General features: G+C 67.2%; 20 protein-coding genes and 1 tRNA gene. 10 read left to right on the top strand and 11 right to left on the bottom strand.

Annotated elements, in window-relative coordinates:
• Positions 1–65 precede the first annotated feature (65 nt).
• Both VZC37_RS18605 and VZC37_RS18600 read left to right on the top strand, forming a co-directional pair.
• On the top strand, positions 66–1,052 hold the full coding sequence (locus tag VZC37_RS18605) for a helix-turn-helix transcriptional regulator (protein WP_330434506.1): 987 nt from the start codon (positions 66–68) through the stop codon (positions 1,050–1,052).
• Positions 1,049–1,852 carry a putative protein N(5)-glutamine methyltransferase gene (locus tag VZC37_RS18600; protein WP_330434503.1) on the top strand — a complete coding sequence of 268 codons (804 nt, stop codon included), beginning with the start codon at positions 1,049–1,051 and terminating at the stop codon, positions 1,850–1,852. Before VZC37_RS18605 ends, VZC37_RS18600 begins: the two co-directional genes overlap by 4 nt.
• 287 nt (positions 1,853–2,139) lie before the next feature.
• On the opposite strand, the gene VZC37_RS18595 is transcribed toward VZC37_RS18600, so the two are convergent.
• Both VZC37_RS18595 and VZC37_RS18590 read right to left on the bottom strand, forming a co-directional pair.
• Positions 2,140–2,211 (bottom strand) — tRNA-Val (locus VZC37_RS18595).
• An 85-nt stretch (positions 2,212–2,296) separates the two neighbouring features.
• Positions 2,297–2,731 (bottom strand): MarR family winged helix-turn-helix transcriptional regulator, encoded by a 435-nt coding sequence (locus VZC37_RS18590; RefSeq protein ID WP_330434500.1) that lies wholly within the window; start codon positions 2,729–2,731, stop codon positions 2,297–2,299.
• Positions 2,732–2,756: 25 nt separating this feature from the next.
• Here VZC37_RS18590 and VZC37_RS18585 point away from each other — a divergent pair, with 25 nt between their 5' ends.
• Positions 2,757–3,281 carry a cupin domain-containing protein gene (locus VZC37_RS18585; protein ID WP_330434498.1) on the top strand — a complete coding sequence of 175 codons (525 nt, stop codon included), beginning with the start codon at positions 2,757–2,759 and terminating at the stop codon, positions 3,279–3,281.
• Here VZC37_RS18585 and VZC37_RS18580 read toward each other — a convergent pair.
• The 3 genes from VZC37_RS18580 to VZC37_RS18570 all read right to left on the bottom strand — a co-directional run bounded on the left by VZC37_RS18580 (position 3,274) and on the right by VZC37_RS18570 (position 4,987).
• The gene (locus VZC37_RS18580) at positions 3,274–3,765 is read right to left on the bottom strand and encodes a peroxiredoxin (RefSeq protein WP_330434496.1); all 492 of its coding nucleotides are present in this window, start codon (positions 3,763–3,765) and stop codon (positions 3,274–3,276) included. The genes VZC37_RS18585 and VZC37_RS18580 overlap by 8 nt on opposite strands.
• On the bottom strand, positions 3,762–4,193 hold the full coding sequence (locus VZC37_RS18575; RefSeq protein ID WP_330434494.1) for a DUF3052 domain-containing protein: 432 nt from the start codon (positions 4,191–4,193) through the stop codon (positions 3,762–3,764). The genes VZC37_RS18580 and VZC37_RS18575 overlap by 4 nt, the downstream gene beginning before the upstream one ends.
• A gap of 134 nt (positions 4,194–4,327) precedes the next feature.
• Complete coding sequence (locus tag VZC37_RS18570; RefSeq protein WP_330434492.1) at positions 4,328–4,987, bottom strand: hypothetical protein; 660 nt, start codon at positions 4,985–4,987, stop codon at positions 4,328–4,330.
• Between the two features lie 209 nt (positions 4,988–5,196).
• Between VZC37_RS18570 and aceE the strand changes: the two genes are divergently transcribed.
• From aceE to VZC37_RS18540, 6 genes are all read left to right on the top strand, one after another.
• Positions 5,197–8,010: a pyruvate dehydrogenase (acetyl-transferring), homodimeric type gene (gene aceE, locus VZC37_RS18565; RefSeq protein WP_431309446.1), complete on the top strand. Its 2,814-nt coding sequence runs from the start codon at positions 5,197–5,199 to the stop codon at positions 8,008–8,010.
• A gap of 64 nt (positions 8,011–8,074) precedes the next feature.
• Positions 8,075–9,337, top strand: coding sequence for a PucR family transcriptional regulator (locus tag VZC37_RS18560; RefSeq protein WP_330434488.1), 1,263 nt, complete (start codon positions 8,075–8,077; stop codon positions 9,335–9,337).
• Positions 9,338–9,541: 204 nt separating this feature from the next.
• Positions 9,542–10,450: an ACP S-malonyltransferase gene (locus VZC37_RS18555; RefSeq protein WP_330434486.1), complete on the top strand. Its 909-nt coding sequence runs from the start codon at positions 9,542–9,544 to the stop codon at positions 10,448–10,450.
• Positions 10,451–10,596: 146 nt separating this feature from the next.
• Entirely contained in the window at positions 10,597–10,902 is a 306-nt protein-coding gene (gene acpM / locus VZC37_RS18550) for a meromycolate extension acyl carrier protein AcpM (protein ID WP_330434484.1), read from the top strand.
• Entirely contained in the window at positions 10,899–12,170 is a 1,272-nt protein-coding gene (locus VZC37_RS18545) for a KasA/KasB family beta-ketoacyl-ACP synthase (protein ID WP_330434482.1), read from the top strand. The genes acpM and VZC37_RS18545 overlap by 4 nt, the downstream gene beginning before the upstream one ends.
• Positions 12,171–12,253: 83 nt before the next feature.
• Complete coding sequence (locus VZC37_RS18540) at positions 12,254–13,648, top strand: acyl-CoA carboxylase subunit beta (RefSeq protein WP_330434947.1); 1,395 nt, start codon at positions 12,254–12,256, stop codon at positions 13,646–13,648.
• Positions 13,649–13,833: 185 nt separating this feature from the next.
• Here the strand turns inward: VZC37_RS18540 and VZC37_RS18535 are convergent, their stop codons facing one another.
• The 5 genes from VZC37_RS18535 to VZC37_RS18515 form a co-directional block, all read right to left on the bottom strand.
• Positions 13,834–14,352, bottom strand: a complete 519-nt coding sequence (locus tag VZC37_RS18535; protein WP_330434481.1) for a DUF3145 domain-containing protein — start codon at positions 14,350–14,352, stop codon at positions 13,834–13,836.
• Between the two features lie 124 nt (positions 14,353–14,476).
• Positions 14,477–15,298, bottom strand: coding sequence for a serine hydrolase domain-containing protein (locus tag VZC37_RS18530; RefSeq protein WP_330434479.1), 822 nt, complete (start codon positions 15,296–15,298; stop codon positions 14,477–14,479).
• 25 nt (positions 15,299–15,323) lie between these two features.
• The gene (locus VZC37_RS18525) at positions 15,324–16,454 is read right to left on the bottom strand and encodes an NDMA-dependent alcohol dehydrogenase (RefSeq protein WP_330434478.1); all 1,131 of its coding nucleotides are present in this window, start codon (positions 16,452–16,454) and stop codon (positions 15,324–15,326) included.
• A gap of 223 nt (positions 16,455–16,677) precedes the next feature.
• Complete coding sequence (gene fadD5, locus VZC37_RS18520; protein WP_330434476.1) at positions 16,678–18,282, bottom strand: fatty-acid--CoA ligase FadD5; 1,605 nt, start codon at positions 18,280–18,282, stop codon at positions 16,678–16,680.
• Between the two features lie 79 nt (positions 18,283–18,361).
• Complete coding sequence (locus VZC37_RS18515) at positions 18,362–19,174, bottom strand: enoyl-CoA hydratase-related protein (RefSeq protein ID WP_330434474.1); 813 nt, start codon at positions 19,172–19,174, stop codon at positions 18,362–18,364.
• Positions 19,175–19,371: 197 nt separating this feature from the next.
• On the opposite strand from VZC37_RS18515, the gene VZC37_RS18510 reads away from it, so the two are divergent.
• A complete protein-coding gene (locus VZC37_RS18510; protein ID WP_330434472.1) occupies positions 19,372–20,610 on the top strand; it encodes a TetR/AcrR family transcriptional regulator in 1,239 nt (412 codons plus the stop codon).
• Here the strand turns inward: VZC37_RS18510 and VZC37_RS18505 are convergent.
• Positions 20,584–21,330, bottom strand: a complete 747-nt coding sequence (locus tag VZC37_RS18505) for a hypothetical protein (RefSeq protein ID WP_330434471.1) — start codon at positions 21,328–21,330, stop codon at positions 20,584–20,586. The genes VZC37_RS18510 and VZC37_RS18505 overlap by 27 nt on opposite strands.
• Between the last annotated feature and the right edge of the window lie 123 nt (positions 21,331–21,453).

Here is a 21,453-nt window from a genome sequence, read left to right as displayed (position 1 = left end):
GGCACCGCCGACGGATTGGTCGATTGCGGTCAGCATCTGTCCGCAAAAGGGAGCAGGATGACGACATGTTGGAAACCTCGGCGAGACTGCTCTCCCTGTTGACGTTGCTGCAGACGCGACGCGAATGGTCGGGCTCCGAACTCGCCGAGCGCCTGAGCATCACCACCCGCACGGTGCGGCGTGACGTCGACAAGCTCCGCGAACTCGGCTATCCGGTCGACGCGACCGTCGGCGTCGGCGGCGGATACCGGCTGGGTGCGGGTGCGGAGATGCCTCCCCTGCTACTCGACGATCAGGAGGTGCTCGCGGTGGCCCTCGGTCTCAACGAGATCACCACGGGCTCAGTCAGCGACATGGCCGAGGCGTCGGCGGGTGCACTGACCAAGCTGCGGCAGGTGATGCCCTCCCGACTGCGACACCGCCTCGACGCGCTGACCATGGAGGCCGTGCCGCGTGAGGAGCGCCATCCGGTGTCGGGTGCGGTGCTGACGGAGATCGCCACCGCGTGCCACCGCGGTGAGCGGTTGCGGTTCGACTACCGCCGCGGCGACGGCGTGGAGAGCCGACGCGAGATCGAGCCGTATCGCCTGGTCCGCAGTGGGCTGCGCTGGTATCTGATCGGATGGGATCTCGGGCGCGAGGATTGGCGGTCGTTCCGGGTCGATCGGATGGAGCCGAAGACGCCCACCGGTCCGCGGTTCACGCCCCGGGAGTTGCCGGAGGGCGGCGCCACGGGATTCCTGACCCGCAGTCTCGGGGCGGTGTACCGGCGCGCATCGGCGCGGGTCCGTGTACACGCGCCGATGGAGACGGTGGCCGCGATGGTCTACGACGACTGGGGAACGATCGAAGCCGGCGACGAGCACGGCTGCGAGCTCGTGCTGTTCAGCACATCGCTGGTGAGCATCGCCCGATGGCTGCGCGCGTTCGAGGCCGACTTCACCGTGCTCGATCCGCCCGAACTGGTCGACGAGTGCCGTGCGGTGGCGCGCTATCACGACGAGGTCGCCGCCCGGTATCGGCGGGCGGTCGACAGCGTGGGCACCAGATGAGCCTCCACCCGGACCTGCAGTTGCTGGCCCGGACGACGGACCGGCTCCGGGCGGCCGGATGTGTGTTCGCCGAGGAGGAGGCGGAGCTGCTGCTGGCCAAGGCCGCGGACCCCTCCGACCTGGAGGCCATGCTGACCCGCCGGATCGCGGGCGAACCGCTCGAGGTGGTCATCGGCCGGATGACGTTCTGCGGGCAGACCGTCCTCGTCGACGCCGGCGTGTTCGTTCCCCGACGTCGCACGGAATGGCTTGTCCGACAGGCTGTTGCGGTGTGTCCGCCTGGTTCTGTCGTGGTGGATCTGTGCTGCGGGACCGGCGCGATCGGGCTCGTCGTCGCCCATGAGGTCCCCGATGTGCGGCTCTACGCCGCCGACATCGACCCGGCCGCCGCGCGGTGCGCGGCCCGCAACATCGAGCACATCGGCGGCCAGGTGTTTTGCGGGGACATGTTCGAACCACTGCCGGCCGAGCTCAAGGGTGGGGTCGACGTGGTGGTCGTGAACGCGCCGTACGTACCGACCGGCGAACTCGGCCACATGCCGTCCGAGGCGCGGGACCACGAACCGCGACACACCCACGACGGCGGGCTCGAAGGCGTCGATCACCACCGCCGGATCGGGGCGGAGGCCGGCGCCTGGCTACGCCCGGGCGGACACGTGCTGATCGAGACCGGGGCGGCCCAGGCGACCCTGACGGCCGAGGCGTTGTCGGACCACGGCCTGCTCGCGTCGGTGGTGTCGTCGGAGGAACTCTCGGCCACGGTCGTCGTCGGACATCACCGAGGAAACATCGGCCGGTGAGCACACAGCACCCCGACCGCGGGTGAGCAGTCGGAGCGCTGTGAGTGTCGGCACCACCCCCGGAGTCCCCGTGCTGCGGGGTGATCGACAAAGGTGGTGCGTCCTCGGGACCGCCCGGGGGAAGGGCAACAATCAATCCCTCGGCGCCCTCGACGCTACCGATGGATCTGCGCGGCACGGCTTCGCGGCGGGTGAACAGTCGATGAAGGATTCGTCGATGCGCGAGAACGTGTTTCGGGGTGGGGGTAGCAGCGGCCGACCGGCTGGATGCACCGAAGGTACGACGGTGCGCGCAAAGGGATTCGAACCCCTGACCGCTGGTGTGTAAGACCAGAGCTCTACCGCTGAGCTATACGCGCGGAGGCGATCCCGGCGAAGCGACACCGGAACACCAATTCATGAATGTAATGGGTCTCGCGCCGCAGCCCAAAACCAACCTCCGCATCAGCGCGCGACGCCGAGAGCGTCGGCGCACCGATCCAGGAGGGACCGCAGGTCGTCCACACCGTCGGCGCCGATCTGTCCGCCGAGTTCCTCCTCGACCTCGCGGACCCGCGCCGCGTACCGTGCCACCGCGTCGCGGCCACGAGGTGTCAGCACGACCAGCCGAGCCCGCCGATCGGCAGCATCCGCGACCACGTCGACGAACCCCAGCTCGCGCATCTTGCCGACGAGCTCCCCCATCGCCTGGCCGGTCATGCCCGCCGACGTCGCCAGGTCACCGATCCGGCTGCCGCCCGGATGCAGATAGCGAAAGACGCCCAGATGGGCAGGACGCACGCCGTCGATGTCCAATCCGGACAACACGCGGTCCTCGAACGCCCGGGTGACCTCCACGAAGGATCTCAACAGCAGCCGCGACGACGCTTCCCCGTCCATATTTATCAAGGTAGCCTTGGTAAATATGGACGGCAAGACGCTGACCTTCCGAGACGGTCACAGTGTGCAGATTCTCGGCACCCTCATCGACGACGACGGCACGCAGCATCTGCACCTGCGGCATGAGATCCCGCGGCCCGGACGACTGGCCGGCCCGCACTGGCATCCCGAGCTGGCCGAGACATTCACCGTGACATCCGGGCGACTGCGGTTTCGGGTCGACCGCCGCACCGTCGTCGTCGGGCCGGGCGAGACCGTCACGGTCCACCCTCGACAGGTCCACGAGTTCTGGTGCGTCGATCCGGACAGCGCGATCGACCACGTCATCACCCCGCCCGGTCGGCACCGCGAGATGTTCGAGACGTGGCACCACCTCGACGCCGCGGGACGCACGAACCGACACGGGGTGCCGCGCAATCCGCTGGACCTCGCGTTGCTGTGGGACCTACAGGACGGCTACCTCGCGGGCGTGCCCGTGCCGCTGCAGAGGGCGATACTGCCGCGCCTGGCCCGCCTCGCCCGGCGGCGCCGGGTGACGGCCGCTAGTTGACCGCGAGGAGCGCCTTCTCCCAGAGATCCGAATCGCGCGCCTCACCGGGCCCGAGCATGTCGGCGAAGGTGATGACGCCGTCCCTGTCCACCAGGAAGGTCGCCCGGTTGGCGTAACCGGAACCCTCGTTGAACACCCCGTACGTCGAGGCGACCTCACCGTGCGGCCAGAAGTCCGACAGGATCGGGAACAGGAAACCCTGCGCCGACGACCACACCTTGTGCGTCGGCGGCGGGCCCACCGAGATGGCGACCGTTCGCAGACCATCGTGGACGAACCGGGGCTCGTTGTCCCGGATGTAGCCGAGCTCGCCCTGACAGGTGCCGGTGAACGCCAGCGGGAAGAACACCAGCAGCACCTCACCGTCGGCGCGCAGGGCGCTCAGCGACACCCGCTGGTTGTTCTGGTCCCGGAGTTCGAAGTCCGGCGCCGTCTCGCCGACTGCCAGCGGTTGCGCCGGACCCGAGGGGGCGTCGTCGCTCATGGACGCTTCCGGGATTTCGGCTGCACCAGCCGAGATCCCGACCATCGCCCGAGGCTGACGACGTTCGTCTGGGTCAGACCCGCCGTCGGCGCGGACTCGGCGATCTCACTGGGATCGACATGTCCGTCGGTGCCGGTCTTCGGCGAGAACACCCAGACGTACCCGTCGTCGGCGAGGGGGGCGATGGCATCCATCAAGGCGTCGACGAGATCACCATCGCCGTCGCGCCACCAGAGGATGACCACGTCGATGACATCGTCGGCGTCATCGTCGAGCATCTCCTCACCGATGACGTCCTCGATATCGGCACGCAGGTCGTCGTCGGTGTCCTCATCCCAACCGAGCTCCTGCACCACCATGCCGGACGTGAATCCGAGCTTGTGGGCGCTACTGCCCCCAGCGCTGCTGGACTCTGTGGCGGCTACCACCGCGTGCGACCTCCCTGCCAATGCGAATTCGACTGTCAGCTTAGGGAACAGCCTAAATGCTCGAGGTGCAACCCGAACAGGGGTATTGCGGACAGCCGACCGACACCGACGCGGCGATGTTCATCGGGACCCGTTCAGGAGGTGGGCGGTGCCGGGTCGTCGGACTCGGTCGGCGGCGCGTCGTCGGCCGGTGCATCCCCTGGCTCCGGGGCCGGCGACGCATCCGACACCGGCGGGATCGGCAAATAGCGTTCACACGTATCGAGAACTGCCCTCTTGTCCCGAGTCCACTGCACGGCAACGGGATTGAGGCCGGTGAGCCGCCTGTCCCCGATGGCGTCACCGAGCCGGGCGGTGGAGTCGAGGAACCGCGTTGTCGGCTCCCGAACGTCCTCGGGCGTCTTCTCGGTGAGCTTGCCCCGGATCTGATCGGAGCCGGCGATGAGGCTGGCGCGCGCTTTCTCGTCGAGGTCGCCGACCTCGCCGTAGGCGTGGACCTCACTGAGGCGTTCGACGAACACGTTGTATCCGCGCACCATGACCACCATCGACGACATCGCCTCGCGACACAGGTCCACACCGTCCTGCCGGATCGACGAGGCGATCGATGCCGACCGCTGGGCCTCGTAGGCCGAGACCTCACCCGGGGCGGCCGTTCCGGAACCGTCGATCGGCGCCGCGCACCCGACCGCGATCAGGGCCAGGACCGCCAGCCCGCAGGCGCGCCGCACCGATGACATCGTCACGTCGCCGACGACGCCCGCCACGATCCGATCACCCCGTCCGCGCCGCATCCTTCTCCTGACCCATGAGTAACAAACACCGAAACGCTACCGCAGGTGAGAGCGTGTGGCAGCAAGCTCGCCCACCCGGTGCCAACCGCGGTGACATGGGGCACGATGTGAAGTGGGACGTCGCGGTCCCGACATCATCGGAGCGACGCCCGAGTCATCGCACGCCGGACACCACCGTGCACCGGCCGACCGAGGGAGTAGGCATCACAGTGACCGAACAGGCAGAGCACACGACGACCACCGGCGGCAACGGATCGCGGCCGGCCGGTACCGATGGCAACGACGAGAACCGGGTCCGCGTCATCAGGGAGGGCGTGGCGTCCTATCTGCCCGACACCGACCCCGAAGAGACCACCGAGTGGCTCGAATCGATGGATCAGCTCATCGCTCACGCGGGCCCGTCCCGCGCCCGGTACCTGATGCTGCGCATGCTGGAGCGCGCCGGTGAGAAGCAGGTATCCATCCCCTCGCTGACCTCCACCGACTACGTCAACACCATCACCACCGAGGTCGAACCCGAGTTCCCCGGCGACGAGGCGCTCGAGCGTCGGTTCCGTCGCATCCTCCGCTGGAACGCCGCGATCATGGTGCACCGCGCCCAGCGTCCCGGTGTCGGGGTCGGCGGCCACATCTCCACCTACGCGTCCTCGGCCACCCTGTACGAGGTCGGGTTCAATCACTTCTTCCGCGGACTCGATCACCCGGGCGGCGGCGACCACATCTTCATCCAGGGTCACGCGGCGCCCGGCATCTACGCCCGCGCATTCCTCGAAGGCCGCATCGACGAATCCCGCATGGACGGCTTCCGGCAGGAACACAGCCACGCAGGGATGGGCGGCGGACTGCCCTCATATCCGCATCCGCGGCTCATGCCGGACTTCTGGCAGTTCCCGACGGTGTCGATGGGTATCGGCCCGATGAACGCGATCTATCAGGCGCGCTTCAACCACTATCTGCACGACCGCGGCATCAAGGACACCTCCGACCAGCACGTGTGGGCGTTCCTCGGCGACGGTGAGATGGACGAACCGGAGTCGCGCGGCTTCGCGAGCTTCGCGGCGACCGAGGGCCTCGACAACCTGACCTTCGTCATCAACTGCAACCTGCAGCGCCTCGACGGCCCGGTCCGCGGCAACGGCAAGATCATCCAGGAACTCGAGTCGTTCTTCCGCGGCGCCGGCTGGAACGTGATCAAGGTGATCTGGGGCCGTGAGTGGGACAAGCTGTTCTACGGCGACCACGAGGGCGCCCTGGTCAACCTGATGAACTCGACGCCGGACGGCGACTTCCAGACCTACCGGGCCAACGACGGCGCCTTCATCCGCGAACACTTCTTCAACCGTGACCCGCGGACGAAGGAACTCGTCAAGGACTTGACCGATGCGCAGATCTGGGAGATGAAGCGCGGCGGTCACGACTACCGCAAGGTGCACGCCGCCTACGCCGCGGCGGTCGCCCACAAGGGCCAGCCGACCGTGATCCTGGCGCACACCATCAAGGGCTACCTGCTGGGCACGCACTTCGAGGGCCGCAACGCCACCCACCAGATGAAGAAGCTGACCCTCGACGACCTCAAGGCGTTCCGGGACAATAACCGCATCCCGATCAGCGACGAACAGCTCGACAAGGATCCGTACCTTCCGCCGTACTACAACCCCGGCCTCGATTCCGAAGAGGTCCAGTACATGCTGGAGCGCCGCAAGGAGCTCGGTGGCTCGCTGCCTGCGCGGCGCACCAAGTCGAAGGTCCTGCGTCCCGATGTCAGCAGGGCGCTCAAGACGTCGGGCAAGGGTTCGGGCAAGCAGCAGGTCGCGACCACCATGGCGCTGGTCCGCATCTTCAAGGACCTGTTGCGCGACAAGGAGATCGGCCATCGCATCGTCCCGATCATCCCCGACGAGGCCCGCACCTTCGGCATGGACTCGTGGTTCCCGAGCCTCAAGATCTACAACCGCAACGGGCAGCTCTACACGTCGGTCGACGCCGAACTGATGCTGGCCTACAAGGAGAGCTCCGAGGGCCAGATCCTCCACGAGGGCATCAACGAGGCCGGTTCGGCCGGTTCGTTCGCCGCTGTCGGCTCGTCCTACTCCACCCACGACGAGCCGATGATCCCGCTCTACATCTTCTACTCGATGTTCGGCTTCCAGCGCACCGGCGACAGCTTCTGGGCGGCGTCGGATCAGATGGCCCGTGGGTTCGCCATCGGCGCGACGGCCGGTCGCACCACGCTGACCGGTGAAGGCCTGCAGCACGCCGACGGCCACTCGTTGCTGCTCGCGGCGACCAATCCCGCGGTGGTGTCCTACGATCCGGCATTCGCGTTCGAACTGGGGCACATCATCGCCGACGGGCTCGAGCGGATGTACGGCGAGAACCCGGAGAACATCTACTACTACCTGACGGTGTACAACGAGCCGATCAGCCAGCCGGCCGAACCCGAGAACCTCGATGTCACCGGCCTCCTCAAGGGCATCTATCGGTTCCAGCAGGCACCGGACGGCAAGCAGTTCTACGCCAACATCCTGGTCTCCGGGGTGACGATGCCCGACGCGTTGCGCGCCGCGGAGATGCTGGCCGACGAGTGGAACGTGGGTGCCAACGTGTTCTCGGTGACCTCGTGGAGCGAGCTGGCCCGGGACGGGATCGAGTCCGATCGGCTGGCGCTGCGTGAGCCGAACACCGCGAATCCGCGGCCGTACCTGACCGACGTGCTCGCACAGACGGTCGGGCCCTCGATCGGGGTGAGCGACTTCATGCGGGGTGTTCAGGAGCAGATCCGCGCCTACGTCCCGGGTACCTATCTGACCCTGGGCACCGACGGGTTCGGTTTCTCCGACACCCGGCCGGCCGCGCGGCGCTTCTTCAACGTCGATGCCGAGTCGATCGTCGTCGGCGTACTCGTGGGCCTGGCCCGCGACGGGAACATCCCGTTCACGGTCGCGCAGGAAGCGGCCGACAAGTACCAGATCACCGACGTCTCGGCTGCTCCCGAGCAGACCAGCGACCCCGGCGTCGCCTGACGTGCTCCGTTCCGCGTGACCATCGGTGGATGGTCACGCGGGACCGGAGGCATAGATTGAAAAGGTGACCGACGCCCCGCTGAACCCAGAGCCACCACCCGCCGATGTGTTCGGCGAGCGGGGAGCGCATGTCCCCGCGCCGGCGACCGTCCACGACGCGCTCCCCGACACGTTGCTGCGCCGCGTGAAGCAGTACAGCGGCCGGTTGGCCACCGAGGCCGTGCACTCCATGCAGGACCAGCTGCCGTACTTCGGCGACCTCGATGCCGCCCAGCGCGCGAGCGTGCAGCTGGTGGTCCAGACGGCGGTGGTCAACTTCGTCGAGTGGATTCAGGACCCCGAGGGCAACGTCAAGTTCACGGTGCAGGCGTTTCAGGTGGTGCCGCAGGACCTGGCCCGACGCATCACCCTGCTGCAGACCGTCGAGATGGTCCGCGTCGCGATGGAGTTCTTCGAGAAATGGCTGCCGCTGCTCGCCCGCAACGACGCGCAGCTACGGGCATTGACCGAGTCGGTGCTGCGCTACGGCCGTGAGATCGGGTTCGCCGCCGCGTCCATCTACGCATCGGCGGCCGAGTCACGTGGTGCATGGGATTCGCGCCTGGAGGCGCTCGTCGTCGACGCGGTGGTCCGCGGCGACACCGGCCCGCAGCTCCTGTCCCGCGCCGCGGCACTCAACTGGGATTCCGACGCACCCGCGACGGTCATCGTCGGCGCTCCCCCACCGGAACAGAACGTCTCGGTGCCGTTGGCCATCCACAACACCGCCAAGCAGCATGACCGCTCCGCGCTGTCGGTGGTGCAGGGCAAGTTCCTCGTCGCGATCGTCAGCGGGGCCATCCGACCCACCGAGCGCTTCGTGACCGACCTGCTCAAGCACTTCGCCGACGGTGCTGTGGTGATCGGGCCGACCATGCCGAACCTCGGCAGCGCCTACTCGAGCGCCAACGAGGCGATGTCGGGGATCTCGGCGGTGGCGGGCTGGCCGAACGCCCCGCGACCCGTACACAGCCTGGAGTTGTTGCCGGAGCGGGCACTGAACGGCGACCAGACGGCGATGACGACATTGCACGAGCTGTTGGTGCGTCCATTGGCCAAGGGCGGCAGCACGCTGAATGCAACGCTCGAGGCCTACCTGGATTCCGGTGGCTCAGTCGAGAGTTGTGCTCGTCTTCTGTATATACATCCAAATACCGTCCGTTACAGACTGAAGAAAGTTGCGGAAATCACAGGTCGCGATCCGACAAACCCTCGCGACGCTTATGTCCTGAGAGTCGCGGGCACTGTGGGTCGATTGACACACTTCCAAAACGAATCGCACTCATGAGTCACACCAACCACATCAGCCACAGACCGTTTTAGACGTTTCCGCAGATCAACCCATTCAGAGCACAGTTTGGTAACGCATCTCGGAGTGATGACGAACCAGGTACCCCTTCGGTGAACTTTGTGGAAACCCCACAAATCCACACCACAAGGTTCATGGGCCTCAACACCCACAAAACCCGTCCGGACGGTGTTCTCTGGTCACGTGCTCACGATGCTTGCGCCCGGCCAGGGCTCTCAGACACCAGGGATGCTGACCACATGGTTGGAACTCGCGGGTGCGCGTGACCAACTCGCCACGTGGTCCAAGCTGACCCGCCTCGACCTCGAGCGGCTCGGCACCACCGCGACCGCGGAGGAGATCACCGATACCGCGGTGACCCAACCGCTCGTCGTCGCCTCCGCGCTGCTCGCCTTCGACGAGTTGCACAAGCGGTCCGAACTCCCCTCCGACGCGATCGTCGCCGGCCACTCCGTCGGCGAGCTCGCGGCCGCCGCGATCACCGGGGTCATCAGCGCCGACGAGGCCGTCTCGCTGGCCGCGATCCGCGGCGCCGAGATGGCCAAGGCCTGTGCGCTCGAGCCCACCACCATGGCTGCCGTCCTCGGGGGCGACGAGGCCGAGGTCCTCGCCCGCCTCGACGAGCTCGATCTCGTCCCGGCCAACCGCAATGCCGCAGGCCAGATCGTGGCCGCCGGCAAGGTGGCGGCGATCGAGGAGCTCATCGCGAATCCGCCGGCCAAGGCCCGGATCCGCAAGCTCGCCGTCGCCGGCGCGTTCCACACCCGTTTCATGGCCCCGGCCCAGGACGCCGTCGCCGAGGCCGCAGCCAACATCGTGCCCGCCGAACCTGCGCGCACACTGCTGTCCAACTCCGACGGCCGACCGGTGGCCAGCGGCGCCGACGCCCTGGACAAGCTCGTCGCCCAGGTGACGCAGCCGGTCCGCTGGGACCTGTGCTCGGCGTACATGCGCGAGCAGGCCACCACCGCCATCGTCGAACTGCCCCCGGCCGGGACCCTGGCGGGCATCGCGAAACGCGAGCTGAAGGGCACGCCCACGCTCGCACTCAAGGATCCCGACGGCCTCGACGCCATCACCGAACTTGGATAGCGGTCACGGCGCCAGACCGTGACCCCCGGAAAACCGGTTCGCCGGTTGTCCAAGCCCTCGTGGGCGGGGTGCTCACGAGTGCTCCGGAGTCGAATAGAGCACTGCCCCAAGCAGAAGCAATGCACTACACAGAAGGGAACCACACAGTGGCTGCCACCCAGGAACAACTCATTGCCGGCATCGCCGAGATCATCGAGGAAGTCACCGGCATCGAGCCGTCCGAGGTGACCATGGAGAAGTCGTTCGTCGACGACCTGGACATCGACTCGCTGTCGATGGTCGAGATCGCTGTCCAGACCGAGGACAAGTACGGCGTGAAGATCCCGGACGAGGATCTCGCCGGCCTGCGGACCGTGGGTGACGCTGTCGCCTACATCCAGAAGCTCGAGGCCGAGAACCCCGAGGCCGCGGCCGCCATCCAGGCCCAGGTCGAGGCAGACAAGAACTCGTGAGCTCCCCGTCCCTCCGCGAATACTCCACGCTGGGCGGGAACTTCCCGAGCGTGGTGGTCACCTCGATGGTCGCCACCACGTCTCTGGGTGAGGACCTCGACAGCACGTGGAAGAATCTGCTTGCGGGTGGGTCGGGCATCCGGGAACTCACCGATCCCTTCGTCACCCAGTACGGCGAACTGCCGTGCCGGGTCGGCGGACGCCTTCTGGCGGACCCAGCCGAAGAGGTCACCCGCGTCGAAGCACGCCGTATGGCCTACGTCGAGCGCATCGCCCATGTGATGAGCAAGCGCCTGTGGGCCCACGCCGGCGAGCCCGAGGTCGACCCGGACCGCCTCGCGGTCGTGTTGGGTACCGGCCAGGGTGGCGGCGACGCAATGGTCGACGCCGTGAAGGCGATCGAGGAGTCCGGCAACTACCGCAAGGTCTCCCCGCTGGCCGTCTCGATGGCGATGCCGAACGGACCCGCCGCGGTCGTCGGACTCAACGTCGGCGCGCGTGCCGGTGTGATCACCCCTGTCTCGGCGTGTTCGTCGGGTGCCGAGGCGATCGCACACGCGTGGCGGCACATCGTCATGGGCGACGCGGACATGGTGGTGACCGGCGGTGTGGAAGGACACATCGACGCGATCCCGATTGCTGCGTTCTCGATGATGCGGGCGATGAGCACGCGCAACGACGATCCGGCCGGCGCGTCGCGTCCCTTCGACAAGGATCGCGACGGGTTCGTGTTCGGCGAGGCCGCCGCGATGCTCGTGCTGGAACGTGAGGAGCATGCCCGTGCCCGCGGCGCGCACATCCATGCGCGTGTGCTCGGTGCCGGCATCACGTCCGACGGCTTCCATCTGGTCGCCCCGGACCCCAGTGGCCAGGGCAACGCACGGGCGATGACCCGCGCGATCCAGACGGCCGGGCTCACCAAGGCCGACATCACCCATGTCAACGCGCACGCCACGGCGACACCGATCGGTGACACCGCCGAGGCGGTGGGCATCAACATGGCGGTCGGTCAGCACGCAGCGGTCTATGCGCCGAAGTCGGCGCTGGGTCACTCCATCGGCGCAGTCGGGGCGCTGGAGTCGGTCCTGACCATCAAGAGCGTGGAAGAGGGCGTCATCCCTGCGACGCTCAACCTGGAGAACCAGGACCCCGAATGTGATGTCGACGTCGTGCACGGTGAACCCCGCTACGGGCAGATCGACTACGCGTTGAGCAACTCGTTCGGGTTCGGTGGGCACAACGTGGCGCTCACCTTCGGTCGCTACTGACGCACCCGACACCACAGGAGACCCCGTTGACCACATTGGCTCCCATCACCGGCCGTGAGGAGGCAGCGGATCCCCGGGATCCGATGCTGCGGTTGACCAACTTCTTCGACGAAGGGACCGTCTCGCTGCTGCACGCCCGCGACAAGTCGGGCGTGCAGGCGGCGATCGGTCTGGTCGACGGCGTACGGACGGTCTCCTATTGCACCGATGGCACCGTGATGGGCGGTGCCATGGGTGTGGTCGGGTGCGCGCACATCGTGAACGCGATCGACACCGCCATCACCGAGCAGGCACCCGTCGTCGGGATCTGGCATTCCGGTGGCGCCCGCCTGGCCGAGGGCGTCGAAGCCCTGCACGCGGTCGGCGGCGTGTTCGAGGCGATGGTGCGGGCCTCCGGCTACGTACCGCAGATCTCGGTGGTCGTCGGCTTCGCGGCCGGCGGTGCCGCCTACGGCCCGGCGCTGACCGACGTCGTGATCATGGCCCCCGCCGGTCGCGTGTTCGTCACCGGGCCGGACGTGGTCAAGAGCGTCACCGGCGAATCGGTGGACATGGAGACGCTCGGCGGCCCCCACACCCACGGCAAGAAGTCGGGCGTCAGCCACATCACCGCCGACTCCGAACCGGACGCCTACTGGCGCGCCCGCCGCCTGGTGTCGACATTCAGCAGACAGGGCCACTTCAACCGGGAGCAGGCCGAGGCGGGCGACACCGACCTCAAGGCGCTGCTGCCGGAATCGAATCGGCGCGCCTACGACGTGCACCCCGTCGTCGAAAACCTCCTCGACACCCAGCTCGCCGCCGACCACGAGACCGAGATCTCCAGTTTCGAAGAGCTGCAGGCGAAGTGGGCGCCGAACATCGTCGTCGGCTTTGGCCGGCTGGCCGGCCGCAGCGTCGGCGTGATCGCCAACAATCCCCTTCGCATGGGCGGGTGCCTCAACTCCGAGAGCGCCGAGAAGGCCTCCCGATTCGTCCGCCTGTGCGACGCGTTCGGTATCCCGCTGATCGTCATCACCGACGTGCCCGGCTATCTGCCGGGCGTCGGACAGGAATGGAACGGCGTGGTGCGGCGCGGGGCGAAACTACTGCACGCCTTCGCCGAGTGCACCGTCCCGCGGGTCACCCTGGTGACCCGAAAAATCTACGGCGGCGCCTACATCGCGATGAACTCCCGTGCACTCGGTGCGACGGCGGTGTTCGCCTGGCCGGGCTCCGAGGTCGCCGTCATGGGCGCCAAGGCCGCGGTCGGCATCCTCCACAAGAAGGCTCTGGCCGCAGCACCGGACGATGAGCGCGAGGCCCTGCACGACCGTCTGGCCGCCGAACACGAGGCGATCGCCGGTGGTGTCGGACGGGCACAATCCATCGGTGTGGTCGACGACGTCATCGACCCGGCCACCACGCGCAGCCGGATCGCCGAGGCGCTCGCCGCCGCTCCCGCGCGCCGCGGACGGCACAAGAACATTCCGCTCTGACCGAGCCCTACCCGATCCCTGAGGAACCCCGGAGCGCCCCACCGCCGATCGAGTAGCCCGGAGCGCTAGCGGAGGGCGTATCGAGATCAGGCTGAGGACGCTATCTCGATACGTCTCCTCGCTGCCGCTCGTCACCTACTCGATCAGCGAGATGTCGTCGTGCCCACGCGATCAGCAGAGCTGTCCTACCCCACCCGCTGCTGCAACCAGGTGACCTCGGCCCCCGCACCGCCCATCCGGTAGGGCTCGAGCGCATCGTCCCACGCCGTCCCGAGGGCGGCTTCCAGATCTCCGGCGAGACCGATGCTGTCGGGCTGACGGTCGATCAGTGCGCGCAACTGCAGTTCGCCGATCACGACGTCACCGTTGGCGCTCGTCGAACCACGCCACAGTCCGAGACCGGGCACGTAGGAGAAGCGTTCGCCGTCGACTCCGTCGCTGGCGTTCTCGGTCACCTCGAACCGGAGACCGGACCATTCACGCAATGCGGTCACCAGGCGCGCGGCAGTGCCGACCGGGCCCGTCCAGTCAACGGTGGCACGTTGCATCCCGGGGTCGGCCTCTTGCGCCGACCACTTCAGGTTGGCCCGCGCATTCAGGGTCGACGACAGAGCCCACTCCACATGTGGACACAGCGCCACCGGCGCCGAGTGGATGTACACCACTCCAGTCGTCATGTCCGCAAACTGATTCAGATTGCGCACCTTGTTCACCTCCGGTCTCGACGAGGAACGTCTTCCCCAACACACCTCGCGAACCGGATATCACACTTGTGAGTCCGATTGTGCCCCATGTGGCCCGTGTTGCGCCAGTTTCTGGAGTGGTTTCTCAGGAATTCCCGGAGCGCAGCTCGTCGACGACACGGTCATTGAAGTCGCTCCACAGCGGCTTCGCCCACGCGCCGAAGGCCCGGTCGGTCAGAACGACACAGGCCGCTCCCAGCGTGGGATCGACCCACAGAAAGGTGCCGGTCTGTCCGAAGTGGCCGAAAGTGGACGGAGAGTTGGTGGTTCCGGTCCAGTGCGGCCGCTTGTCCGACCGGATCTCGAATCCGAAGCCCCAGTCGTTGGGTCGGTGCTTGCCGTAGCCCGGGACGAAGCCGTCGAGACCGGGGAACTGCACAGAGGTGGCGGCAGCGAACAGTTGCGGCGACACCAGCGTCGGTGACAACAGTTCGGCGGCGAATCGCGCGAGATCGGCCACCGAGGACCGCGCGCCGTGGCCGGCAGGTCCGGCCAACGTCGTCGACGCCAGCCCGAGCGGTTCCGCGACGGCCTGGTGCAGGTAGTCGGCGAACCCGATGTCGGTGGCGGCCTCGACGGTGTCGGCCACCACCTCGAAACCGGCACTCGAGTAAATCCGCTCGGTCCCCACGTCGGCCGCGACGTCGCGGCTGTCGAACGCCAACCCCGAGGCATGGGCGAGCAGATGCCCGACGGTCGCGCCCGGCGGGCCGGCCGTGTCGTCGAGGTCGACGGCGCCCTCCTCCACCGCGACGAGAACGGCCTCGGCCACCAGCAATTTGGTGACCGAGGCCAGTTCGAAGACCTGCTCGGTGTCGCCGTGGTCGGCCACGACGCCGTTCGAGGTGATGAGGGCGGCCGATGCGTGATCGACCGGCCACGTCGCTAGGGCATCCAGTGCAGACACATGGCAACCCTACCGATGCCGTTCCTCAGCGGTCGGCGTCGGTGTAGCGGATCACGCCGCGGATGTTCTTGCCGTCGAGCATGTCCTGGTACCCCTCGTTGATCTGGTCCAGGCGGTACCGGCGCGTGATCATGTCCTCGATGTTGAGCTTGCCCATGCGGTACATCGACAGCAACTGCGGGATGTCGAGCTTCGGGTTCGCGCCGCCGAAGATGGTGCCCTGCAGGTTCTTCTGCAGCAGGGTCAGCATCGCGAGGTTCAGGGTCACCTCGTTCTCCATCATGTTGCCCATGCCGGTCAGCACGCAGGTGCCCGCCTTGGCGGTGATGCCCATCCAGGTGTCGACGTCCTTGCCGTGCACCTCGCCGACGGTGACGATCACCTTGTGGCACATGTGCCCGTTGGTCAGTTCGGCGATGCTCATCGCCGCCTCCTCCACCGAGGCGAAGGCATGGGTGGCACCGAACTTCATCGCCTGCTCGCGCTTCCACTCCACCGGGTCGATCGCGATGACGTTGCGCGCGCCGGAGATGACCGCACCCTGCAGCGCAGCGGTCCCCACGCCGCCGACACCGACGATGGCCACGTCCTCGCCGGGTCGCACGTCGCCACTGCGCGTCGACGACCCGTAGCCGGTCGGGATTCCGCAACCACACAGGGCGGCGACCTCGAACGGGATGTCCTTGTCGATCTTCACCGCCGATGCCTCGTGCACGACCATGTACGGCGAGAAGGTGCCGAGCAGCGTCATCGGGTAGACGGGCTCACCGGTGGCGGTGTGGATGCGGAAGGTGTTGTCGGACACCGCCTCACCCTGTAGCAGCATGGCCCCGAAGTCACACAGGTTGGCCAGTCCGCCCTTGCATGACGGGCACTTGCCGCAGGAGGGGATGAACGAGAGCACGACGTGATCGCCCACCTCGAAGTCGGTGACGCCCTCACCGACCTCTTCGACCACACCGGCACCTTCGTGGCCGCCGAGGATCGGGAACCCGGCCATCGGGATGCCACCGGTCATCAGATGGTGATCGGAGTGGCACATGCCGGCCGCTTCCATCCTGATCTTGATCTCGCTCCGCTGCGGATCGCCGATCTCGATCTCTTCGATCTCCCACGGCTTGTTGTTCTCCCGCAGCAGTGCGCCTTTGGTCTTCACTTCGCATCCTCCACTTCTGACGGCGTTCGGCCCGACGGTAGTCGCCCCCCGGTGTCACGCCGACGACCTAGGAGAGACCCTAGTCACTTTTCGGCAAAAATGGAACGTGTTCTAGTTCGGTGTGTGGATTCGGGTGGAGACGACGAACGGACCGTGTGCACAGCCCCGAGTGCACACGGTCCGTTCCCACGTTCCGGGTCGGCGCCACGACCCGGCGAGGCGATCAGTTGGCCAGGCCGGCGTCCTTGCTGCCGTAGGACGAACGCAGCGTCGGCTTGACGACCTTGCCGCCGGCGTTGCGCGGCAGTTCGTCGACGATGACGAGATCCTTCGGGTGCTTGAAGCGCGCCAGGTTCTCGTTCAGGTATGGCTCCATCTCCTCGAGCGTCAGGTCCTCGACGCCCGCGGCGAGCACGACGACGGCCACGGGCACCTCGCCCCACTTCTCATGTGCGCGACCGATGATCGCCGCCTCGGCGATCTTCTCGTGCCCGAAGAGGGCATTCTCGACCTCGGCGCAGTAGATGTTCTCGCCGCCCGAGATGATCATGTCCTTGGCCCGGTCCACGACGTAGAGGAAGCCCTCGTCGTCCTCGCGGACCAGGTCGCCGGAGTGGAACCATCCGCCGTGGAATGCGTCGGCGGTCCCCTGCGGGTTCTGCCAGTAGCCCTTCATCATGTTCGGGCCGCGGTACACGATCTCGCCGACCTCGCCGCGCTTGACGTCGTTCATCTCCGGGTCCACCACGCGCGCGGTCACCGCGGGCACGACCTTGCCGATGGAACCGATCTTGCGCAGTGCGTCCTTGCCCTCGAGCACACACGTGATCGGCGACATCTCGGTCTGACCGAACACGGCGACGTTGATGGCGTCCGGGAAGGTCTCGCTCATCGCGCGCAGCACCGTGTCCGAGGCCGGGGCGGCACCCCAGCTGATGACACGGAGGTTCAGCTTGCGCGGCTTGGCCTGTTGGGCGGCGCACACCGCCTGCCACTGCGCGGGCACCAGGAAGATCGAGGTGGTGCCCTCGCGCTCGAGGGTATCGAGCATGTCGTTCGGATCGAATGCACCGAGCGGGTGGATCACCGACAACGCACCCATGTAGAACAGCGGCGTCATCGCACCGAGTCCGGCGATGTGGAACATCGGTGCGACGCAGGCACCGATGTCGTCGGGACGGGTCTGCAGCGCCTGCAGACAGGTCACGGCCTGCGCCTGCAGATTCTGGTGGGTCAGCATGGCGCCCTTGGGCTTACCGGTGGTGCCCGAGGTGTACATGATGAGGGCGACGGTCTCCTCCGGGATGTCGATATCCGGCAGGTCCGATGAGTCCTCGGCCATCAGGGCCTCGTACTTCAGGTGTGCCTCGTTGTCGGTGTCCCCCACCACGATCGTCGAGTCGATCGCCCCGGTGGAAGCACTCACCGCGTCGGCGAGCGGCGCCAGCAGGGACTCGGTGATGATCACCTTCGCGCCGCTGTCGGCGACCAGGAACGCGATCTCGGCCGGGCTCATCCGAACGTTCACCGGCACCGGGATGGCCCCGATCAGGTTGGCGCCCAGGGTCGCCTCGACGTACTCCGTGCGGTTGAGCATGACCAGCAGGATCCGGTCGCCGAAGCCGACACCACGTCGGGTCAATGCCGCGGCGAACGCCCGTGTGCGCTCATCCAGCTGACGCCAGGTGGTCACCTGACCGAGGAACTTCAGCGCGGGACCGTCGGGCGTCATGAATGCGTGACGTCGCACCTGGTTGTTCCAGTGGTTGCGGCGCGAGCGCATCGGCTCGGTGGTGAGGTCGCTGGCCGAATCGATGGTGGCGGTCATGTGGGTCTTCCTCCGTTCGTGCGACTGCTGAACCGGTCGCGTTTCATGTTGAGTACGTGGAGATCTCAGGATGGAGAGGTCAGGACTTGCTACTGCCGGCGAATGCGGCCATCGCGGCCTGGAACTCGGCGGACTGCAGCAACTCGGTCTGCCCGTCCAGTTCGCGGTCGAGGGCCGCCTCGAAGTCGCCCATGGTGTGGGCGTCGAGCGCGGCCTTGGTCAGCCGCAGTGCACTCGCCGAGGTTCCGACGAGCTTGCCGACGGCCTTGTCCACCTTCGCGTCGAGAGCCGCCCGGTCGGCAACCAGCCCGCTGAGCAGTCCGGCGCCGAATGCCTCTGCCGCGGGTAGCTTCTCGCCGAGCAACGCCATGGCGTTGGCGCGGGCACGCCCGACCGAGGCCGCAACCGACATCGACGCACCACCGTCGGGCATGAGTCCGATGTTGATGAAGGCCAGCAAGAAGTAGGACCGCTCGGTCGCGAAGACGAGGTCCGACGCGAACGCCAGGGATGCGCCGATGCCGACAGCCGGACCGTCGACCGCGGCGATGACCGGGGCCCGCACCGACCGAACCGCCCGCGCGAGGTCGGACCCCGACGAGATCACCCCGCGCGCCTGGGTGGCGTCGAGCCCCCCGGTCGGATTCCCCCCGGCCGCCTGGGCGATGTCGATCACGTCGGCACCGGTACTGAAACTGCCTCCGACACCATCGATGACCACGACCCGAACGTCATCGCGCTGCGACCACTCGCCGAGCGCATCCATGATCGTGGCCGACGCCTTACCGTTCAGCGCATTCATCCGATGCTGTCGATCGATCTCGATTCGGGCCACCCCTCGGGCATCCACCTCGACCCGAACCTCGTCGACGACGGCTTCGTTGTCACTCACTGCTCGCCTCACCCCTCCGGCTCTGTCGTGCCCACCTGTCACAGGTGGGTCGACGCCAACATTACTATCACAGTGCGACCTAGATCACGAGAATACTGATTAACTTTTTCCGTCACGAGTGGACATCTTGCTGGGCTTTTGACCCACAGATTCAATTCGACCATGGAGAAGATCGACTCCGGCTAAGCTCGCATCCCATGGCTTCTCGTTCGTCGACCCCGACCGCGTCGGAGGGCCGCGCGCCCCGCCGTCGTCCGGCCGACCGGCGCGAGCTCATCCTGCGCGCGGCCGCCAAGGCGTTCAGTGACAGCGGCTATCACGCCGTGCGACTCGACGAGATCGCCGACGCCGCGGGGATCTCCGCGCCCGCGCTGTATCGGCACTTCCCGAACAAGTACGCCCTGTTCGCCGAGACCGCACGCTCCTTGGCGGACGCACTGGCCACCGCCACCGTCGCCGTACCAGTCACCCCCGACGATCCGGCCGGCGAGTTGCGCGCGCTGCTCGCCGCCTTGACCGCGGCCGCCGTGGCGAACCGCCGGACCGGCGGGATCTACCACTGGGAAGCCGACTATCTCGAGAACGACGACGCGCAGTACGTCCGGGCGATCGTGGTCGCCCAGCACCGGCGGATGCGCGGGGCGTTGCGCGGGTGCCGCCCAGACCTCGACCACGCCTCGGCAGATCTGATCACCGCCGCAATGACCAGCGTGGTGGCCAGCCCCGCGACCCACCGGACGGTGATGTCGGCGCGACAGATCGTCGAACTGATCACGGATGCGGCGACACGTTTGGCGGACGTCGACGTGCCGCCCGACTCGGCACCCCCCACCGAGGCGACGCGCGGCCTGTCCCCGACCTCGAAACGCGAAGTGTTGCTGGCCGAATCGATCCGCCTGTTCGCGGCACGCGGGTTCCACGATGTGACGATCGATGACATCGCACGTGCCGCCGACCTGCCACCGTCGGGGGTGTATCGGCACTTCGAGAGCAAGGCCGCGATCCTGCAGGCAGCGTTCTGGCGTGCCTCCGATCGCGTCACCACCCTGATCGCGGACGCGTTGTCGCGGGCCGGCACGCCTCGCGAAGCGATCGTCTCCCTCGTGACCGCCTACAGCGACATGTGCTGCACCGACAACGACATCCTCGCCGTCTACTCGCGCGAGATCGGCAACGTCGAGGCCCGGCAGCGAACCGAGCTGCGTAGTCAGCAGCGCATCAACGTCGAGGAGTGGGCGGCGTGGTTGACCCGCGACCGTCCGGAGTTGTCTCCGGCGCAGGCGAGGTTCCTGGTGCAGGCGGCGCTCAACGTCATCATGGATCTGACCCGTTCGCAGCGCGATCCCACCCCGGACCGCATCTCGGCCCTGGGGCTGCGCATCTTGCTCGGCGAGGCCGTGCCGTCGAAATCAGACAGTGTCCAGGCCGGCGAGTAGCCATCGGCCGTCCTGGCGCTCCAGCGTCACCTTGACCCGGGATTGATACGGAATGCCTTCGGGCAGTTCCGCATTCACCTCCGGCGACGTGACCGTCTGGTCCAAGGTGACCAGCACCACCGCCTCGTCGTCCGAAAGTGACTGCACCCCGGCGTCATTCGACACCGCCCGGGAAACTCCACGGACGGATGCGTTGCCGCGGCGAGCGTCCTGCGAGGACGTGATGTACGTGTTGGCGAACTCGGATGTGGAGATCTCCCGGATCCGTCGATCCAGGTCGTCGTAGCGGGCCGGGTCGTAGGTGGCGATGACTGCGGCGTACTCGCGGGCGACATCCATGACCTCCGACCGCTCGGCCTGCGAGGGTCCGGCCTCCTCGGCACGATCCTCCGCCTGCATCCACTTTGTCGCGAAGAACGCCGTGGACGCGGCGAGCAGGACAACCAGCACGCCCAAGGCGAGAACGAGGACACGTGGCCGGCGCCGGCCGCCCCGATCCGGCGCGTCATCGCGCGACTCATCGTCGTCGACGATGGACGGACGCCGCCCACGACGCCGCCGGAGCCACCCTGGGCGATCGGCCTCCGCGCGCAGGCGGTCCCGCGTCGACCGATTCACCTCGAGAAACCGCTCACCGTCCAGGGACGTGACCTCGTCCGGTGCGGGGACATCCCGCGCCGGCCGTTCGTCGGGCGGCGCAGACCGTTGGGACTTGGGCATTGGTAGTCAGGGGCGCGGTGCTCGCAACGCGAGTCCGTTTCCCCATCCCCCTTTCAATCCGTGCATGCGGTTTTCCCGCACACGGCTTACCGATGATCTTCTGTGCATGGTTACGCTGCCTTC

It is taken from the genome of Gordonia sesuvii, from assembly GCF_036350415.1.
Lineage (GTDB): Bacteria > Actinomycetota > Actinomycetes > Mycobacteriales > Mycobacteriaceae > Gordonia > Gordonia sesuvii.
This window is presented reverse-complemented; position numbering and strand designations above follow the sequence as displayed.

Excerpts from the sequence above, each read along its gene's own strand:
- VZC37_RS18570 (WP_330434492.1), bottom strand. The coding sequence starts at position 4,987 with ATGCGGCGCGGACGGGGTGATCGGATCGTGGCGGGCGTCGTCGGCGAC.
- VZC37_RS18505 (WP_330434471.1), bottom strand. The coding sequence starts at position 21,330 with ATGCCCAAGTCCCAACGGTCTGCGCCGCCCGACGAACGGCCGGCGCGG.
- VZC37_RS18600 (WP_330434503.1), top strand. The coding sequence starts at position 1,049 with ATGAGCCTCCACCCGGACCTGCAGTTGCTGGCCCGGACGACGGACCGG.
- VZC37_RS18585 (WP_330434498.1), top strand. The coding sequence starts at position 2,757 with ATGGACGGCAAGACGCTGACCTTCCGAGACGGTCACAGTGTGCAGATT.
- VZC37_RS18590 (WP_330434500.1), bottom strand. The coding sequence starts at position 2,731 with ATGGACGGGGAAGCGTCGTCGCGGCTGCTGTTGAGATCCTTCGTGGAG.
- VZC37_RS18510 (WP_330434472.1), top strand. The coding sequence starts at position 19,372 with ATGGCTTCTCGTTCGTCGACCCCGACCGCGTCGGAGGGCCGCGCGCCC.
- VZC37_RS18540 (WP_330434947.1), top strand. The coding sequence starts at position 12,254 with ATGCTGCGGTTGACCAACTTCTTCGACGAAGGGACCGTCTCGCTGCTG.
- fadD5 (WP_330434476.1), bottom strand. The coding sequence starts at position 18,282 with ATGACCGCCACCATCGATTCGGCCAGCGACCTCACCACCGAGCCGATG.
- VZC37_RS18580 (WP_330434496.1), bottom strand. The coding sequence starts at position 3,765 with ATGAGCGACGACGCCCCCTCGGGTCCGGCGCAACCGCTGGCAGTCGGC.
- VZC37_RS18605 (WP_330434506.1), top strand. The coding sequence starts at position 66 with ATGTTGGAAACCTCGGCGAGACTGCTCTCCCTGTTGACGTTGCTGCAG.